This is a genomic window from Allobosea massiliensis, from assembly GCF_042655245.1.
Lineage (GTDB): Bacteria > Pseudomonadota > Alphaproteobacteria > Rhizobiales > Beijerinckiaceae > Allobosea > Allobosea massiliensis.
Genome location: NZ_JBHSLU010000009.1, coordinates 81,078 through 97,095, shown reverse-complemented (window position 1 = coordinate 97,095; position 16,018 = coordinate 81,078). Strand labels below are relative to the sequence as shown.

Annotated in this window: 26 protein-coding genes and 1 tRNA gene; 11 read left to right on the top strand and 16 right to left on the bottom strand. The window is 66.4% G+C overall.

Features of this window, described 5'->3' with window-relative positions; genetic code table 11:
* The coding region (locus ACFPN9_RS06425; protein WP_377815984.1) for a helicase HerA-like domain-containing protein at positions 1-536 on the top strand (536 nt) is incomplete at its 5' end.
* Positions 537-799: 263 nt separating this feature from the next.
* On the opposite strand, the gene ACFPN9_RS06420 is transcribed toward ACFPN9_RS06425, so the two are convergent.
* From ACFPN9_RS06420 to ACFPN9_RS06355, 14 genes are all read right to left on the bottom strand, one after another.
* Positions 800-1,138, bottom strand: coding sequence for a hypothetical protein (locus ACFPN9_RS06420; protein WP_377815982.1), 339 nt, complete (start codon positions 1,136-1,138; stop codon positions 800-802).
* 129 nt (positions 1,139-1,267) lie between these two features.
* Positions 1,268-1,483, bottom strand: coding sequence for a hypothetical protein (locus ACFPN9_RS06415; RefSeq protein WP_377815980.1), 216 nt, complete (start codon positions 1,481-1,483; stop codon positions 1,268-1,270).
* Entirely contained in the window at positions 1,480-2,709 is a 1,230-nt protein-coding gene (locus tag ACFPN9_RS06410; protein WP_377815978.1) for a S49 family peptidase, read from the bottom strand. Before ACFPN9_RS06410 ends, ACFPN9_RS06415 begins: the two co-directional genes overlap by 4 nt.
* Positions 2,706-2,972, bottom strand: coding sequence for a hypothetical protein (locus ACFPN9_RS06405; protein WP_377815976.1), 267 nt, complete (start codon positions 2,970-2,972; stop codon positions 2,706-2,708). The genes ACFPN9_RS06410 and ACFPN9_RS06405 overlap by 4 nt, the downstream gene beginning before the upstream one ends.
* A gap of 4 nt (positions 2,973-2,976) precedes the next feature.
* Positions 2,977-3,552, bottom strand: coding sequence for a hypothetical protein (locus ACFPN9_RS06400; protein ID WP_377815974.1), 576 nt, complete (start codon positions 3,550-3,552; stop codon positions 2,977-2,979).
* Positions 3,552-3,887, bottom strand: a complete 336-nt coding sequence (locus ACFPN9_RS06395; RefSeq protein ID WP_377815972.1) for a hypothetical protein — start codon at positions 3,885-3,887, stop codon at positions 3,552-3,554. The genes ACFPN9_RS06400 and ACFPN9_RS06395 overlap by 1 nt, the downstream gene beginning before the upstream one ends.
* 75 nt (positions 3,888-3,962) lie before the next feature.
* Entirely contained in the window at positions 3,963-4,337 is a 375-nt protein-coding gene (locus ACFPN9_RS06390; RefSeq protein ID WP_377815970.1) for a hypothetical protein, read from the bottom strand.
* A 2-nt stretch (positions 4,338-4,339) separates the two neighbouring features.
* Positions 4,340-4,567: a hypothetical protein gene (locus ACFPN9_RS06385; RefSeq protein ID WP_377815968.1), complete on the bottom strand. Its 228-nt coding sequence runs from the start codon at positions 4,565-4,567 to the stop codon at positions 4,340-4,342.
* The gene (locus tag ACFPN9_RS06380; protein WP_377815966.1) at positions 4,564-4,803 is read right to left on the bottom strand and encodes a hypothetical protein; all 240 of its coding nucleotides are present in this window, start codon (positions 4,801-4,803) and stop codon (positions 4,564-4,566) included. Before ACFPN9_RS06380 ends, ACFPN9_RS06385 begins: the two co-directional genes overlap by 4 nt.
* Positions 4,800-5,024 (bottom strand): hypothetical protein, encoded by a 225-nt coding sequence (locus ACFPN9_RS06375; protein WP_377815964.1) that lies wholly within the window; start codon positions 5,022-5,024, stop codon positions 4,800-4,802. The genes ACFPN9_RS06380 and ACFPN9_RS06375 overlap by 4 nt, the downstream gene beginning before the upstream one ends.
* Positions 5,021-5,452, bottom strand: coding sequence for a hypothetical protein (locus tag ACFPN9_RS06370; RefSeq protein WP_377815962.1), 432 nt, complete (start codon positions 5,450-5,452; stop codon positions 5,021-5,023). Before ACFPN9_RS06370 ends, ACFPN9_RS06375 begins: the two co-directional genes overlap by 4 nt.
* Positions 5,449-6,462, bottom strand: coding sequence for a hypothetical protein (locus ACFPN9_RS06365; RefSeq protein ID WP_377815960.1), 1,014 nt, complete (start codon positions 6,460-6,462; stop codon positions 5,449-5,451). Before ACFPN9_RS06365 ends, ACFPN9_RS06370 begins: the two co-directional genes overlap by 4 nt.
* A complete protein-coding gene (locus tag ACFPN9_RS06360) occupies positions 6,459-6,653 on the bottom strand; it encodes a hypothetical protein (protein WP_377815957.1) in 195 nt (64 codons plus the stop codon). Before ACFPN9_RS06360 ends, ACFPN9_RS06365 begins: the two co-directional genes overlap by 4 nt.
* Positions 6,650-6,916: a YdaS family helix-turn-helix protein gene (locus ACFPN9_RS06355; protein ID WP_377815955.1), complete on the bottom strand. Its 267-nt coding sequence runs from the start codon at positions 6,914-6,916 to the stop codon at positions 6,650-6,652. The genes ACFPN9_RS06360 and ACFPN9_RS06355 overlap by 4 nt, the downstream gene beginning before the upstream one ends.
* An 82-nt stretch (positions 6,917-6,998) precedes the next feature.
* Between ACFPN9_RS06355 and ACFPN9_RS06350 the strand changes: the two genes are divergently transcribed.
* The 5 genes from ACFPN9_RS06350 to ACFPN9_RS06330 all read left to right on the top strand — a co-directional run bounded on the left by ACFPN9_RS06350 (position 6,999) and on the right by ACFPN9_RS06330 (position 9,803).
* Complete coding sequence (locus tag ACFPN9_RS06350; RefSeq protein ID WP_377815953.1) at positions 6,999-7,682, top strand: helix-turn-helix domain-containing protein; 684 nt, start codon at positions 6,999-7,001, stop codon at positions 7,680-7,682.
* 70 nt (positions 7,683-7,752) lie between these two features.
* Complete coding sequence (locus ACFPN9_RS06345; RefSeq protein WP_377815951.1) at positions 7,753-7,977, top strand: hypothetical protein; 225 nt, start codon at positions 7,753-7,755, stop codon at positions 7,975-7,977.
* The gene (locus ACFPN9_RS06340; protein WP_377815949.1) at positions 7,974-8,468 is read left to right on the top strand and encodes a hypothetical protein; all 495 of its coding nucleotides are present in this window, start codon (positions 7,974-7,976) and stop codon (positions 8,466-8,468) included. Before ACFPN9_RS06345 ends, ACFPN9_RS06340 begins: the two co-directional genes overlap by 4 nt.
* On the top strand, positions 8,468-8,731 hold the full coding sequence (locus ACFPN9_RS06335; protein ID WP_377815947.1) for a hypothetical protein: 264 nt from the start codon (positions 8,468-8,470) through the stop codon (positions 8,729-8,731). The genes ACFPN9_RS06340 and ACFPN9_RS06335 overlap by 1 nt, the downstream gene beginning before the upstream one ends.
* Positions 8,721-9,803: a tyrosine-type recombinase/integrase gene (locus ACFPN9_RS06330; protein ID WP_377815945.1), complete on the top strand. Its 1,083-nt coding sequence runs from the start codon at positions 8,721-8,723 to the stop codon at positions 9,801-9,803. The genes ACFPN9_RS06335 and ACFPN9_RS06330 overlap by 11 nt, the downstream gene beginning before the upstream one ends.
* Before the next feature lie 28 nt (positions 9,804-9,831).
* On the opposite strand, the gene ACFPN9_RS06325 is transcribed toward ACFPN9_RS06330, so the two are convergent.
* Positions 9,832-9,906, bottom strand: a tRNA-Glu gene (locus ACFPN9_RS06325).
* Positions 9,907-10,037: 131 nt separating this feature from the next.
* A complete protein-coding gene (locus tag ACFPN9_RS06320) occupies positions 10,038-11,147 on the bottom strand; it encodes an alkene reductase (protein ID WP_066722839.1) in 1,110 nt (369 codons plus the stop codon).
* A 113-nt stretch (positions 11,148-11,260) separates the two neighbouring features.
* On the opposite strand from ACFPN9_RS06320, the gene ACFPN9_RS06315 reads away from it, so the two are divergent.
* The 5 genes from ACFPN9_RS06315 (at position 11,261) to ACFPN9_RS06295 (ending at position 16,018) form a co-directional block, all read left to right on the top strand.
* Entirely contained in the window at positions 11,261-12,151 is an 891-nt protein-coding gene (locus tag ACFPN9_RS06315) for a ComF family protein (RefSeq protein ID WP_082735158.1), read from the top strand.
* 76 nt (positions 12,152-12,227) lie between these two features.
* Positions 12,228-12,485: a glutaredoxin 3 gene (grxC, locus tag ACFPN9_RS06310; RefSeq protein WP_066722841.1), complete on the top strand. Its 258-nt coding sequence runs from the start codon at positions 12,228-12,230 to the stop codon at positions 12,483-12,485.
* A 61-nt stretch (positions 12,486-12,546) separates the two neighbouring features.
* On the top strand, positions 12,547-13,035 hold the full coding sequence (locus ACFPN9_RS06305; RefSeq protein ID WP_066722842.1) for a DUF1178 family protein: 489 nt from the start codon (positions 12,547-12,549) through the stop codon (positions 13,033-13,035).
* Positions 13,036-13,042: 7 nt separating this feature from the next.
* Positions 13,043-13,918 (top strand): aldose 1-epimerase family protein, encoded by an 876-nt coding sequence (locus ACFPN9_RS06300; RefSeq protein ID WP_197426668.1) that lies wholly within the window; start codon positions 13,043-13,045, stop codon positions 13,916-13,918.
* Positions 13,919-14,026: 108 nt separating this feature from the next.
* A complete protein-coding gene (locus tag ACFPN9_RS06295; RefSeq protein ID WP_066722853.1) occupies positions 14,027-16,018 on the top strand; it encodes a protein meaA in 1,992 nt (663 codons plus the stop codon).

The window sequence follows — 16,018 nt, the reverse complement described above, 5'->3', positions numbered from 1 at the left end:
TGCCGGACATCGTCCTAGCGCAGCTGGGCAACCGCGTGCAGCACGCGCTCCGGGCCTATTCCCCGCGCGACCAAAAGTTGGTGCGAGCGAGCGCGAAGGCTTTCCGCCCGAAGCCCGGGCTCGATGTCGAGCAGGCCATCACGGCGCTTGCAGTCGGCGAGGCGCTGGTGAGCTTCCTCGATCCCGCCGGCGTGCCAGTGCCAGTCGAGCGGGTGCGCGTGAACCGGCCGGCGACGTCAATGGCGCCGATCTCGGATATCGAGCGGGAAGCGATCATGCTGGCCGATCCCTGGCGCCACCGCTACACCGCCGACGAGGCCACCAGCCGCCAGGCCTTCGCTCAGCGCTGGCGAGCCGAGCGGGGCTTGCCAGCCCTGCCGGAGGCCTCTGAGCCGTACCAGCCCGGCGACTATGTGAAGTTTCTTCCGGACCTCTCCGGCGAGCCGGCGCGCGCGGGGCGCTCATGGCTCGGCATGCTCGGCAATGGCGTGCTGGCGGTCGGCTGTTTCTGGATCGCGGCGAAGGCGCTGCTCTAGAAGGCACCTGCACGGGCGGCTTCGCGGAGTAGTTGTTGGACTATGGTCCAGATAAACAGGACTAGCAGGCACGCTCCACCGACATAGAACACGCGCGCCACGGGACGGCCGGCTGTTGTCTGCCAGGCCTGCCTTACGCCCAACATGGCAAGGACAATGAAGACGCCGCCAACGATGCCCGCTGCTATAACCATCCCAGCCCCCAGCTTTCCTTGATAGAATAATCGATCGGCCGCGTGGGCAAGTGGTGATGTGCGACGCCTTCACTCCTCATCAACGATCGCATCGAACAGTTTGCCGCGTGCGGCGGCGCCGGCGACGCGACCGATCCATGCCGATGTGTCGAGCTTCTTCTTGCGGGCCTCTTTCGCGACCAGGCTGGCCTCGCGATGGCTCATCGTACAGAGCAACATGCGCTCGCCGCGCCGCGTGACGGGCAAGCCCCACTTCCTGCACACGCGGCCAATCGTTTCGTGCATCGTGCCGTCGCCAAGCTCGACGGCTATCTGGCGATAGCTCCAGCCCTTGGCTCGCATGAATGCGATGCGGGCGATCTTACGCCCGGTCCACCGCCGCTCGAAGTTGCCATCGGATTTCGTCATGCTTCCCTCTGAACAAGACGCCCCGGCCCGCCGCTTCAATTCGACGGACCGGGGCGCATGGCGTGGAGCCCGCAGCACCACGCCCCCCTGCGGGAAACCCGGGATGGGAAAGCGCAGGGGATTTTCAATTCACTGGAACGCCGGCAGCACCGGCGTCAGAGGCTCCTCGTCGAACAACGGTGGGCGGTCAGGCCGCGCAGCATTCATGATGCCCCTCGCCTCAGCGATGCTCACCTTTGTCGCAACGAAGGCGAAATGGGCCGCCAGCCGCTCGACGCCAACGGCTTCCGGCGCCGAGAAGATCGCCAGGGCGCGGCCGTAGAGCCTGGCGCGTTCGTCGGTCACCGGGAGTGCCCCGCGACGGCCGTCGGGCCAAGTTCGGCATTGGCGCGTTCAACTGCCTTGCCCCAACCGGCGCCAGCTCGCGCCTTGCCCCACACACCCTTGGCGCTCAGACTGCCGTGGTCGGTATCGATGCCGACATGACCGCCGGCGCCAGAGGCCGCCTTGCGCTGCTCGTAGGACGTGGAAGAAGCGGCAGTGACCTTCGCCGAGTTGGCCATGACACCGATCGCGGCCTCGGCCGTCATGTCGGTCTGGCAGGCCAGATAGCGGGCCTGGTCAGTGCGACCGGCAGCTTCAGGGCTGCTGAGAATGGCACCGATGCGGGCGCGCTCGTCGGCGCGGATGGCGTTTTCGTCCATGGTCGTTGTTCCTGTGATTTTCGAACCGGCCCCGGCTTTGGGGAATGCGGCGATGACGGAAGAGAGCCCGCCGACACGATCGGCGAGCCTGGCGGAGATGGCGGGGCGCGTCCCCGTCTTCGGATCGAGCGCGGCGAACATCCTGGCTTCGGTCGCGAGCGCAGCCTTTTCCGAAAGCGCTGGCCGGCCAATCGAGACCTCACGGGCGAACAGCAGCCGCAGGTCGTCGACCTCGCTCTGGATCTGGTCCCGAACGGCTGGCGGCAGAGCGGCGAACGGATGGCCGTCGACCTTGTGCTCACCCGAATAGATCACCGACACGTCGACGCCGGCCTTGTCGAGCAGCCCCGCCATCGCGATGTGCAGGACGTAGACGCCGATCGACCCGACCTGCGCCATGTCGTCCGCCAGAACGATTTCACCTGCCTGCGCGGCGAGCCAGAACCCGCCCGATGCAGCCAGGCCGCTCACAAGGGCGGTGACCGGCTTGACCTTTCGAGCGTCGCGGATGGCCGCGGCAGGCGCCAGGATGCCGTCAGCGGCGCCGCCAGGAGACGACACTGCGAGCACGATCGCGCGGATCGAGGTATCCGCGGCAGCGCGGTTCACCTCGCGAGTGAGCGCGCCGTAGCTGGTGTAGGGCGAGCCGTCGCCCAGGAAATCGAACCTGTTGAGCAGCGCGCCGCTGACGGGGATGACCGCCACCCCGTCGATCACCGCGTACCGCGGCCCGTCACCGAAGCCTCGCCCGGCATTGCGCATGTCGCGCGCCTCGGCCTCGGCAGCCGTGAAGGCCTCGCGGACCTCCAGAGCCCGTGATTCCGCGACGAGCAGCGGCCGGCTAGCCAGTGCGGCAGGCCATGTCACGGTGAGACCTCGACGATAGTCGCATCTTCGCCGTAGGCAGGGCCATCAAGCTGCGCAGCGGCCAGCACCTCGGTGGCGAACACCTCCGCCTCTGTCGGGCTCCATGTCCAGCACCATCCCAAATCGGAACGCGCCAGGAATGAGGGCACGTCGCCAGCGCCGGCAGGCCGTTGCACCACGAACCCGGCAGCGCTGAAAGGCGCGCTCGGATCAGTGGACAGCGTCTCATTCGGTGGCGTCATCGTGTAGTTGACCGGGCGCATCGGGCTAGGCTCCTTTCGCGAGTTCGCTGACCGGCGCGAGCAGAATCGCCACGTCGGCATCACGGCGGCGCGGGAAGTGCGAGCCGGTGAATTCTTCGATTTCGCGGCAGGCGAGTTCTTCGGCGAGGCTGGTCAGTAGGATCTCGCGCTCGATTCGACTGATCTCGGCGGCACGCTTGGCGTCGCTGATGCCGCCCGAAGGTGCGCTCGCCAGGAGCATCGCCTTCAGCTTCGCCGGGTCGAAGGCTGCCAGGAACTGGAACAGGCGCGCGTCGAACGGCTCCGAGTTCACATAGCGGCCGGCCTCAGCGAACTTGAACGTCGCAAAGCGGGTGTTGAACTCTCCGGCCAGCCCCTCCGCCGAGAACGCCGGTGACGCCAGGGCGGCGAAACGGAAGGCTTCAGGATCAGCATGGTGCGCGATTTGCTCGTCGATCAGGCGTTCGATCGTCGCCCTGTCACGCGGCGTCGCGACCACCTTCTGCAACTCGGCCCGCAGGTCGGAGAGGCGGCCGCGAAGCTCGGCCACGTCGGACCGAGCCGAAGAGAAAAACGAGGTCTTGGATTCGCGGGCGGCCATCAGAGGGCACTCGCAATGAACGGCAGCGGCAGGCGATCGCTCGGCAGGGCCGCCCGGACCTTGGTCGCCATGAAGATCGAATACTCCCGACGCTCGGCGCCGGCGGCTTGCTGTGCGCGAAGGTCATCCAGACGCTGCCGAAGCTCGGCAAGCTGGGGCCCGAAGTTCGGATGATCGAGACCGACGCCCTTGGATCGGGCCGTGGCTTCGATCTCGCGGATCTGATCCCGTAGATCAGCCTGGCGATCGTAGAAGGCGCGATCGGCGGCTGTCGCGGAATCGCCCTCCCCGAGGTATGCGGCAGCGATTGCAGGATCGATCGAGAAAGTTCGCATGGGCGGGCTCCGTAATGTTCGGAGCATTGCCCATCCGGCCGGATCACCGCCAGTTGAACGCAAAAGAACGTAAAATCAGCGGATTGGGTCGTTCCTGGGGTCGAGAAGTTCCGCAATGATGCGCTCTTTGAGCGGCCGATAGCCACCATGGAAGAGCCGGGCCAACTGCTCCTCCGGGCTGCCGGGCTCGGGCTCGACATCGCCGCGATAGGCTGCCCAATCCAGTTCGATGAGGCGCGCCGCCGCGGTCCGGCTTTGCCCTTCGTAGCGCATCCGCCAGTAGCGCCTTAGTACCGACTTGAGCACCTGGCGGCGGCTCTGCGGCAGAAGCTCCGCGATCGCGCGCCGGAGCCAGATCGCGCTCTCCCGGTCATGCAGTTCGCCCCACTGTGCCAAGGCCTCCAGCTTTACCCGGAGAGGCGGCTGCGGCAGGAGGTTGTGCTTCGCCATCGTCAGCCCCCCGCCAACGGGCTGATGGCCGAGATGCACACCGCGTCGAACTGGTGCTGCGGCAGCATCAACATCGCCGCCTTCAGGTCGCGCGATGCCTGCTGCGATCGCCACCCGGCGATCATCTGCGCGCCTTTGCCGCTCGGCGTGCGGACCTGGGCGCACCACAGCACCGACGTGCCGGTCTCGGTCCGCACCCGGTAGAAGCCGGCGCCGGTGAAGCCGCTCATGACGCCCCCTGAAGCCGAGCCGCCAGCGCGCACAGCAGCTGCGCCCCGTCGCGGTCGATTCCGTTCGCGACGGCGAGGTCGGTCAGGTTCTCGGGGCTGACCTCCAGCCCTTCGGCCTCGAGTTGCGTAACGAACATGTCGACGCTCGCCCGTGTTGTCGGGTTCGCCAGTTGCTGGTCGAGCACCGCTGTGTCGCGGATCAGAGAATCGAATTTCGGCTGCCACGGCCACCTCATGGTCCGCTCCCCTCGCTCGATAGTCTGCGCATCACCAGGGCAACGATCAGCTCGGCGCGATCCGGCTCGATCTGATGCAGCGCGGCCTGATGTCGGATCGTGTCCTGCCGAAGCGGCAAACCAAGCGCGCGAACAGTCTCGATCGTCACATCGATGTCGGCGCGCACCTCATGCAGGCTCAACAGATCGTCGAGCAGTTCGTTAGGGAATGCCTGCATCACCCGGCCCTCCTTCGCGGCGCGTCGTCGTCGCCAGGATCTGCCGGCGGCGGCCGCGGAGCGAAGGCCAGGATCGGCGCAGGCGCAAGCTCGCCGATCTCGCGGAGGATGCCGCGTTCGTATGCCTCGATCGACCGGCCAGGGTGCAGGATCCACCGGCCGAGCTTCGTCCGCCGCGTCAGGAAGTCGATCGGTTCCGTGCATCCAATTTCGGACGCAGGAGCCATGTCGCTGGGATTACTCGACGCAATTTTGCGCTGAGCTACCGTGGCCTTAGTTTTAAGGGCACCGTCGATCGGCGCAGGAGCGCGCTCGCCGCTCGGCTGAATTTCAAGCTCTGTGACTGGCGAAGGCGCAGCGACCGGCGCTGGCTGCGCGGCAAGCCAGTCGTCGAACAGGTCCATCGTGTTGCGGTCGCGATGTGCCATCATGCCACCCTGCTTTTTTTGATCTGGGATTGCTGTTCGAGCGAGATCGCCGCCGTCTTCGCCTGCTTCAGCATCGGCCCCGCAGCGGTCATGCTGCCGGCCAAGTGGATCTTCTCCATGTGCACCGGGATCAGATCGGCAAGCGCCCGACCGCGAACCACGTTGCCTTCGCCAAGCCAGCTGAAGACCTCTCGCTCGAATGCGGCCTGAGCAGCCGGGTCGGGCTCGGGATCGTCGCGCAGGACCGGGACGGCCGGTGACGGCTCGTCGTCAACGTCGTCGACCAGAGCCGGGACCGATCGAGCAGGCGGGGCCGGGGATGGGCTTGGCGAGGGGCGAAGTGTCTCGCGCGGAGACTCATCCGTCTCTGTCTCGCCAAGCCTCTTCTCTTGCAGGTATCCCTCTTCAGGTTCCTTATTTGGTATAGGTTCCAGGTATTGGGGATCAGGTTTGATCTCAGGGTGAGATCGCATCTGATCTGAGGGTGAGATCAGGTTTGATCCTAGGGTGAGATCAGGTTTGATCTCAGGGTCCGCTGCGGACGCATCGGGGGGTGAGATCAGGTTTGATCCCACCTTGTCCCTCTCGAACGGCATCATCCGGAGCGCGTATCGCTCCTCGATCTGAGCGACGACGGTCGGCGAGAATGCCATCGCGTAGCGGTTGGTGCTGTCATGCCGGCGCTCGCGGATCAGGAAGCCCCACCCGACCGCCTGCCCAAATGTCCGCTTCACTGTCGGCTCAGACCAGCCATGGTCCGCGGCAAGCCTCGCGATGCTCGGCCAAGCGCTTCCGTTGTCGGCGTTCATGTATTCGGCGGACAGCACGTGCAGCAGCCACACCATGTTGGACAGCCTCACGTCACCGATGCGACGGACCCACTTCAGCCACTTCGCCCGCTGGCGACGGAAGCCTTCGGCATCTTTCCAGACGAGCGCCTGGACATCGGTCAGGACGCGGCCGGGACCGGCATCAGCGCTTGCCCAGTTGCTGGCTTTGGCGAGATCGCTCATGACGCCACCCGCTGCCGCTCGGCCTCGATCATGACGGCGCGGACGAGCCGATCGTCGCGGGTCCGATCTGTCATCGCGCTGACAATCGCCAGGGGCGTCGGCGTGACCCCGGCCTGCCGGAGATCGGCCACAACGGCCGCCAGCATCGCATCAACCGCGCGAGGATCGGGGCCGAGCCAGCGCCGGGTCATTTCCCCGCCTCGATCGGGACAGCCGGGCGGATCGGCGCGGGCTCTTTCGTGCGGAGGGGGGCAGGCGGCCAGAACTCAGGGCATAGCTGGCTGCGCGAGACCCGGAAACCTGTCGCTGCCTCAATCTTGATCGCAAGGGCGGCGGAGAGCCGCTGCTTGTTTCGCAGGAGTTTTGAGATGTGCTGCTGAGACACGCCCGTCAATTCGGCGAGTTTGTTCTGCGACCCCGCTAAATCGATGGCCTGAGCGATTGCTGAGTTCATGCCGACTCCACGCCTTATTGGCGTTTTATGAATACGCCTAAATGGACGGGGACGCAACTTCGATGATGGCGTATGAAAGGCCATGGAAAACGACCAATCGACCCCGATAGGCACTTGGCTCCGCGAGACCCGCCTGAGCCGCGAGTTAACGCAAGAGCAGCTTGCCGATCTATCGGGCGTTTCTCAGCAAACAATTGCCAAGATTGAGCGCGGCAAAATTCGCTTCAGTAAGCAATTCCCAAAATTACTTGCAGTCCTTGGCGTATCTGGGACAGATTTTTCAACAGATATCGACCGGCTCTTTGTTCAACAGGCGACTATGCGAGAGGTTGCCGAAGCCAAGCGAGTTCTGGCGGAGCACCCTGATCCTGATCAAAAAATGATGGTTTTTGGTCTTCAGATGGGGCCCGATGGACAGTTTTGGGACTTTAAACAAGATGTAGGGTCTTTTGATAAGATACAGCAGTTGATCGCGGGGCCTAAGGTCGCAGCAATGTACGTCGCCGAAGAAACGATGAGCCCAGCCATTGAGCCGGGGGATGTCGTTGTCGTGAACTCACGGCTTCCCGCTCTTCCTGGCACGGACTGCGCCTTTATTGGCGATAACGACGAAGGGGAGCCTTGGCTCGTTGCATTCAGGAGGCTGATTAAGGCTGACGAGAACGCCTGGACAGTTGAACAGTTCAGCCCAAGGCGGACTTACGAGCTGCGGCGGAGCCAGTACCAGTCGGCACGTAGAATCGTGGCAATCTACCGTCGCCCATAATACGCCTAAAATGCGTTGACAGACGCCGCTCTGGCGTTGATGGTACCGGACCGCAACCGGAGACCGCCCTATGGACTGGAAAGCCGAATTCACCGACCGCGTGCTGAAGAATGCCGGGGACCATCCCGACGTGTTCCTGGCGCTGCTGTGCGCCCGCGCCGAGCATCACCCTGACGCGATCCCCATGTTCGCCGAGGCGATGCGGGACATGGGCGCCTGGTGCAATGCCCAGGCTAAGGGCCTGAATGACATTCTCGACCTTCGCCGCTCTCAGGCTGGGGAGGCGCGGTCGTGACGAAGCGCAAAGCCCCCGTTGCCCAAGTGACCAGCACGAAGGCGCCGAAAAGCGACGCGCTCGCCGCCACGGAAGCCATGGCAAAGCTTCTGCCGGCCGACGACGGCGACCCGGCACACCAGCCGGTCAAAGACTGGAGCGTCGTGGACCCCAACTGGTGCAGCGCCGATGACCTGCTCGACTACATCGCAGAGCATGGACGGCGCGACATTCCGAATCCGCTGATCGACGCTGTGATGAAGCGGCATTATGGCGTCGGCGAAGAGATCGAAGCGGGACCGCAGACGCTCGCCGATATGCTGCTGGCAGCCCAGACCTATGCCGACAGTGCGAAGAACCTCAACTACGCGCTCAACATGCTCTCAACGACGCTCTCGAACGATGTCGAGGGCGATGCGGTCGGTGAGTTGTGTGACCAGATCGAGCACAACATCGGCAGCCTGATCGGTCTCCTGGCGGAGATGGATCGCCGCGCTCTGGCAACCGCCTGATGCCCCGCCACACCGCCCTTCCTCCGACGCTCGCTCCCCGGCTCATCGGCCGGGAGGCAGCGGCGGCTTATTGCGCGGTGTCGGCTTCGTTCTTCGACACGCTGGTCGACAAGGGCCTGATGCCAGCCCCCAAGCTCATCGGCGACAAGCGGCGGGCATGGGATGTCCGCGCTCTCGACCTCGCGATTGACCGCCTGCCGGTCGACGGCGAGGCTACCCAGGCTGATGACACATGGGCCGATGTCGACAGCCATGCCGCGTAAGAACCCGCTGCACGTTGAGGCCTTCACCGACCGCCACGGGAAGCAGCGGCTGTACTTCAGGCGGGGCAAGGGTGAGCGCACGCCGCTCCCCGGCCCCGTCGGCTCACCGGAGTTTCTAGCGGCCTATGCCGCCGCTCTGGCCGGCGAGGCCAAGGCGCAGCGCCAGACGATCGCCCAGCAGGCCGCCGGCACGATCTCGGCCCTCATCGCCAGCTACATGAAATCCGAGGGCTATCTGAGCCTGCGCCCCACGAGCCGCGCAGGCTATTCGTCCCGACTCGAGGCGATCCGCAATGCCCATGGTCACCGCACCGTGTCGGGTCTGACGAGGGAGCGGATCATGATCGCGTTCCTGCAGCCGCTTGCCGACAAGCCGGGCGCCTATCTCGACACGGTCAAAAAGCTGCGGATCCTGATCAAGCACGCGATCATGCTGGGATGGCTGAAGGTCGATCCATCGGCTGGGATCAAGCGGCCGAAGTCGAAGGAAATCGCCGCCTGGACCGATGACGAGATCGCGCAGTTCGAAGCGCGCTGGCCGATCGGGACAAAGCAGCGGCTCGTCTTCGCGCTGATGCTCTACACCGGCCAGCGCCGCAGCGACGTGCACCGCATGACCTGGCGCGACGTCGGCGCTGGCACCATCCGCGTCGTCCAGCAGAAGACGGGCGCGAAGCTCACTATCCCCCTGCACCGCGACCTTGCCGCCGTGCTCGCCTCGGCCAGCCGCGACCATGTCGTGATCATCGCCACCGCCGCGGGCGCCGGGCACACGGTCGACGGCTTCTCCGGCTATCTGCGCGACGCGATCACCGATGCCGGCCTGCCCCTCGCATGCCAGCCGCACGGGCTTAGGAAGGCCGCCGGGCGACGTCTGGCGGAAGCGGGCTGCAGCGCGAACGAGATCATGGCTGTGCTCGGCCACAAGACGCTTGCCGAGGCCGAGCGCTATACCCGCGATGCTGATCAGACTCGCCTTGCGCGAGCCGCTGTCACGCGCCTTGAGGCACATGGCGCGAACGCCGTTTCCCAAACCCAATCCGAAGAGTTTGGGGAAAATCCCGAAAAGTGAAAGGATTTCAATGCCGCTTACGCGGGGATGGCGCTCCCATGGGGAATCGAACCCCAGTTTTCGCCGTGAGAGGGCGACGTCCTGACCGCTAGACGATGGGAGCAGCGCGGTAAGGGCTGCTGTTTAATCGGCCCTCGCCGGCTCTGCAACTGTTTTTGCAGATCGCGGACGAAAATTGCCGGGGGACGGGTTGCCGCCCCCCGGAACGTTCGGGCGTAAGCAGGCAGGCCCGCGTCAGGCCGCGGCGTCCTGCAGCGTCGGATAGTCGGTATAGCCCTTGCCGTCACCGCCATAGAACAGCGAAGGCTCGGGCGTGTTCAGCGGCGCATCGCGGCGCAGGCGCTCGACCAGGTCGGGATTCGCGATGAAGAGCCGCCCGAAGGCGACGGCATCGACGCGCCCGCTTTCGACCGCCTCGATCGCCGAGGCGCGGTCGAAGCCGTTATTGGCGATATAGGCGCCGCGGAAGGCCTTGCGCAGCGCGTCGTAATCGAAGGGCAGGAAGTCGCGCGGCCCGCCGGTCGCCCCCTCGATGACGTGGATGAAGGCGAGCCCCGCCGCGTCGAGCCGGGCGACGAGATGGGCAAACAGCGGCTGCGGGTTGCTGTCGCGCGCATCGTTGGCCGGCGTGACGGGGGACAGCCGGATGCCGACGCGCCCCTTGCCGAACACCTTCACCACCGCATCGACCACCTCGAGCGTCAGCCGGACACGGTTCTCGATCGAGCCGCCATAGGCGTCGCTGCGGGTGTTCGTGCCGTCGCGCAGGAACTGGTCGAGCAGATAGCCGTTGGCGGCATGGATCTCGATGCCGTCGAAGCCGGCGGCCTTGGCGTTCTCGGCCGCCTTCGCATAGTCGGCGACGATCCCCGGCAGTTCCTCCAGCGCCAGCGCGCGCGGCGCCGAGACGTCGACGAAGCCGCTCTCGACATAGGTCTTGCCCTTGGCGGGAATGGCGGAGGGGGCGACCGGCGCCTGCCCGCCCGGCTGCAGCGAGACATGGCTGATGCGCCCGACATGCCAGAGCTGGGCGATGATCTTGCCGCCCTCGGCATGGACGGCGTCGGTCACGGCCTTCCAGCCTTCGACCTGCTCGGCCGTGTACATGCCGGGCGTCCAGACATAGCCCTGGCCCTGCTGCGAGATCTGCGTCGCTTCGGAGATGATCAGCCCGGCGCCGGCGCGCTGGCGATAATACTCGACATTGAGCGCATTGGGCGCATCATTGCCATGGGTCGCGCGGTTGCGCGTCAGCGGCGCCATGACGACGCGGTTGGACAGTTCGATGTCGCCGAGGCGCAGCGGCGAGAACAGCTTGGGGCTGGACGGATCGGATCGGGTCATGGGGGTGGTCCTTGGAGGGGCCGCGATGCGGCCGAAGGGAAGCGTGATCATGACGACCGGCGCGGGCGAGGCCGCGGGCCGGGCCGCCGGACGCCCTCAAGATAGGTGCTGCAATGCAGCATGACAGGGCTGCCCGTTCAGGCTTTCGTGAACAGGACGATTGCCCTCCGATCGATCTCGATTTCGGCGCAGATCGCCTCCAAACCGAGGCCGGGACGAAGCAGACCATCTCCGGGCTGCTTCTGCGCCACGCTCTTCGGCCGGCTGCGGGCTGGCTCGGAGCCGGTCTGCGGGCGGCCGTCGATATCGTCTACCCGCCTTCTTGCGTGGCCTGTCAGGCGGCGACCGGCGAGGCGCAGGCACTCTGCCCCGCCTGCTGGGGCGAGATGCGCTTCATCGAGCGGCCCTATTGCGAGCGTCTGGGCACGCCCTTCGCCGTCGATCTCGGCGACGGCATGGTCTCACCCGCCGCCATCGCCGACCCTCCGGTCTTCGCGCGGGCCCGCGCCGTCTGCCGCTTCGACGGCACAGCCCGCGAACTCGTGCACAGGCTGAAATATGGCGACCGAACCGACCTCGCTCTGACGATGGGCCGGATGATGCGGCAGGCCGGCCGCGAACTGCTACACGACGCTGATGTGATCGTGCCCGTGCCGCTGCACCGGGTCCGGCTCTGGACGCGGCGCTTCAACCAGGCGGCGGCGCTGGCGCAGGTGGTCGCGGGCGGATCCGGCGTTCCGCTGGCGCCGGTCGCCCTGGCGAGGGTGAAACGCACGCGCCAGCAGGTCGGGCTGACGCGCGCGCAGCGGGCCGACAATTTGCAGGGCGCCTTCAAGGTGCCGCCCGTCATCCGGCCGCAGATCGAGGGCCGGCGCGTGCTGCTCATCGACGATGTCCTGACCACGGGCGCGACCGGCAATGCCGCGGCACGGGCCCTGCTGCGCGGCGGCGCGCGCGCGGTCGACATCCTGACCTTCGCGCGCGTCGTCTCGGACGGCACCTGAGGAGCGTCACGCCCGGTGACGAAACCGTGACGAGCCCCTACATTGGGGTGCAGCCCCAACCCGATGGACCTTCGCGATGCCTCCGGTCACGATCTACACCACCTCCTGGTGCCCCTATTGCAAAGCGGCCAAGTCGCTGCTGACGAAAAAGGGCGTCGCCTTCGACGAGATCGACGTCGATGGCAAGCCGGAGCTGCGCCAGGCGATGACCGCCCGGGCCGGCGGCCGCACCTCGGTGCCGCAGATCTTCATCGGCGAGACGCATGTCGGCGGCTCCGACGACATTCACGCCCTCGACGCCCGCGGCGAACTCGACAAGCTGCTGGCCGCGTGAGGGCTGCTCCACTCACGAACACCGACACCGGCCGCTCCGGCCGGTCGCCTTCTGTCATGCCATGATCAAATACGCCCTCATCTGCGACCAGTCCCACGACTTCGAAAGCTGGTTCGCCAACTCTGCGAGTTTCGAGGAACAGGCCAGGCGCGGCTTCGTCTCCTGCCCCGTCTGCAACAGCATCAAGGTCGAGCGCGCGATCATGGCGCCCCATGTCGCCCGCACCGACCGCGGCAAGACCATGATCGAGGCGCCGTCCCCGGCGGCCGGTCCGGCTGTCGCAGCGATGGCGCCTGAGGCCGCTCCTGTCGCGCTGATGGGCGAGAAGGAGATCGCGCTGCGCCAGATGCTGGCCGAACTGCACCGGCAGGTGGCGGAGAACGCCGAGCATGTCGGCAAGCGCTTTGCGGAAGAGGCCCTGAAGATCCATCACGGCGAAAGCGACAACCGCGCGATCTATGGCGAGGCCAGCCTGGAGGATGCCCGCATGCTGCATGAGGAAGGCGTCGAGTTCCTGCCGCTGCCGCGCCTGCCGGATGCCGGGCATTGATGCGCCGATGATCAGCCTGCGCAACGACGCCCTCTCCGTCGAGATCGCCCCGCTCGGAGCGGAGCTGCAATCCGTCCGGGACTCGCTGGGCCGCGACTGGCTGTGGAGCGGCGATCCGGCGATCTGGGCGGGGCGGTCGCCGCTGCTCTTTCCGGTGATCGGCAAACATCCGGGCGGGCAGGTGCTGATCGACGGCAGGCGCTATCCGATCAAGAGCCATGGCGTCGCCCGTACCGCAGTGTTCCGGGTGGTCTCGCAGGACGCGACCTCCTGCACGCTGCGGCTGACCGAAGACGAAGAGACGCGTTCGGCCTATCCCTTCGCCTTCATCCTCGACATGACCTACCGGCTCGAGGGCGCCTCGCTCGCCATGACGGCGCGGATCGAAAATCCTGGCGCAGCGCCGATGCCCTTCTGCTTCGGCTATCACCCCGCTTTCCCCTGGCAGCTCCCGGACGGCGCCGGGCGGCCCCACCGCATCCATCTCGCCAATGGCGCGAGCCCAGGCCATCAGCGACTGAACGCGGATGGCCAGCGCGCGCCAGACCTGCACCCCTCCGCCTTCGTCGACGGCGTGCTCACGCTGGATCACGCACTCTTCGCGGCCGATGCGCTGATCATCCCGGAGGGAGCCGGAAGCCGCTGCTGGTATGGCGCCGAGGGCCACCCAGGCATCGCGCTCGCCTTCGCCGACCTGCCGCAGCTCGGCATCTGGACCAAGCCGAACGGCCCCTTCATCTGCATCGAGCCCTGGCACGGCCTGACCTCGCCCGCCGATCCCGACGAGCCGCTCGACCAGCGCGAGGGCGCGATCACGCTGCCCCCCGGAGCAGAGCGCAGCTTCACGCTGACCGCCACCTTCGGCGTCGAACGGCCGGTCTGAGGCGCCTTTCGCGCTCATCCGAAGGTCGCAAGCGACTTCGCCGGCCCTCTGGCGTTATCCTCGCCGCAGTGCAACATTGAGATTGCTCTGAAAAGAGGGTGGAACGGCATGAACGCGATCGACCCCACCGCGGGCCGTGCCCCGCAGCGCGACAAGCCCTGGATCTTCCGCACTTATGCCGGCCATTCAGACGCTGCGGAATCGAACCGGCTCTACCGCAACAACCTCGCCAAGGGGCAGACCGGCCTCTCGGTCGCCTTCGACCTGCCGACGCAGACCGGCTACGACCCCGACCATGTGCTGGCGCGCGGTGAGGTCGGCAAGGTCGGCGTGCCCATCGCCCATCTCGGCGACATGCGGGCGCTGTTCGACCAGATCCCGCTGGCGCAGATGAACACATCGATGACGATCAACGCGACGGCGGCCTGGCTGCTCTCGCTCTACATCGCGGTCGCGGACGAGCAGGGCGCCGACCGCAAGGCGCTGCAGGGCACGACGCAGAACGACGTCGTCAAGGAATACCTCTCGCGCGGAACTTACGTCTTTCCGCCGCGCCCCTCGATGCGGCTGACCACCGACATCGTCGTGTTCACCACCCGCGAAATGCCGAAGTGGAACCCGACCAACGTCTGCTCCTATCATCTGCAGGAGGCGGGCGCCTCGCCGGTGCAGGAGCTCTCCTTCGCGCTGGCGACCGCGATCGCGCTGCTGGATTCGATCCGCGCCCGGCCCGAGGTCTCGGCCGAGGAGTTTCCCGAGCTCGTCGGCCGCATCTCCTTCTTCGTCAATGCCGGGATGCGCTTCATCACCGAGCTCTGCAAGATGCGGGCATTCGTCGAGCTGTGGGACGAGATCACGCTCGGCCGCTATGGCGTCGCAGATGAGGCGATGCGCCGCTTCCGCTATGGCGTTCAGGTGAATTCGCTGGGGCTGACCGAGCCACAGCCCGAGAACAACGTCTACCGCATCCTCATCGAGATGCTGGCCGTGACGCTCTCGAAGAAGGCCCGCGCGCGAGCCGTGCAGCTGCCGGCCTGGAACGAGGCTCTCGGCCTGCCCCGCCCCTTCGACCAGCAATGGTCGCTGCGCATGCAGCAGGTCCTGGCCTATGAGACCGACCTGCTCGAGTTCGGCGACATCTTCGACGGCTCGACCGTGATCGACGCCAAGGTGGCCGAGCTGAAGGCGGCAGCGCTGGCGGAACTGGCGGCGATCGATGCCATGGGCGGGGCGCTCGCCGCCATCGAGACCGGCTACATGAAGAAGGCGCTGGTCGAGAATGGCGCGCGCCGCATCGAGGCGATCGAGCGCGGCGAGCAGATCGTCATCGGCGTCAACAAGTTCACCAACAGCGAGCCTTCTCCTCTGTCGGCCGGCGAGGGCAGCGTGGTGACGGTGCCCGATTCCGTCGAACTGGAAGCGATCGGCCGGCTCAAGGCCTGGCGTTCGGCCCGGGAAGCCAAGGCGGCGCAAGCGGCGCTGGCCGAGCTCTCGGCGGCGGCGAAGGAAGATCGCAATGTCATGCCAGCCTCGATCGCCTGCGCCAAGGCCGGCGTCACCACCGGCGAATGGGCGCAGAGTCTCCGTGAGATTTTCGGCGAGTACCGCGCTCCCACCGGCGTCGACACGACCAAACTCGGCAGCAATGAGGGGCTCGCCACCGTCAAGGCCGCAGTCGCCCGCGCCACCGAGAAGCTCGGCCGCACGCCGCGCTTCCTCGTCGGCAAGCCGGGGTTGGACGGTCACTCCAACGGCGCCGAGCAGATCGCGGTGCGCGCGCGCGATGCCGGCATGGCGGTGAGCTATGGCGGCATTCGCCAGACACCGGAGGAGATCGTCGCCCAGGCGCAGGAGACCGAAGCCGACATCATTGGGCTGTCGATCCTCTCGGGCTCGCATCTGCCGCTGGTGCGCGATGTGACCGCCCGCCTGCGCGTCGCCGGCATGGATGTCCCGGTCGTGGTCGGCGGCATCATTCCGCCCGAGGACGAGAACGCGCTGCGCAACATGGGCGTCGCCGCGGTCTACACCCCGAAGAACTTCGAGCTCGACGGCATCATTGCCGATGTCGCCGGGCTCGCGGCGAAGGAGCGACCCTGA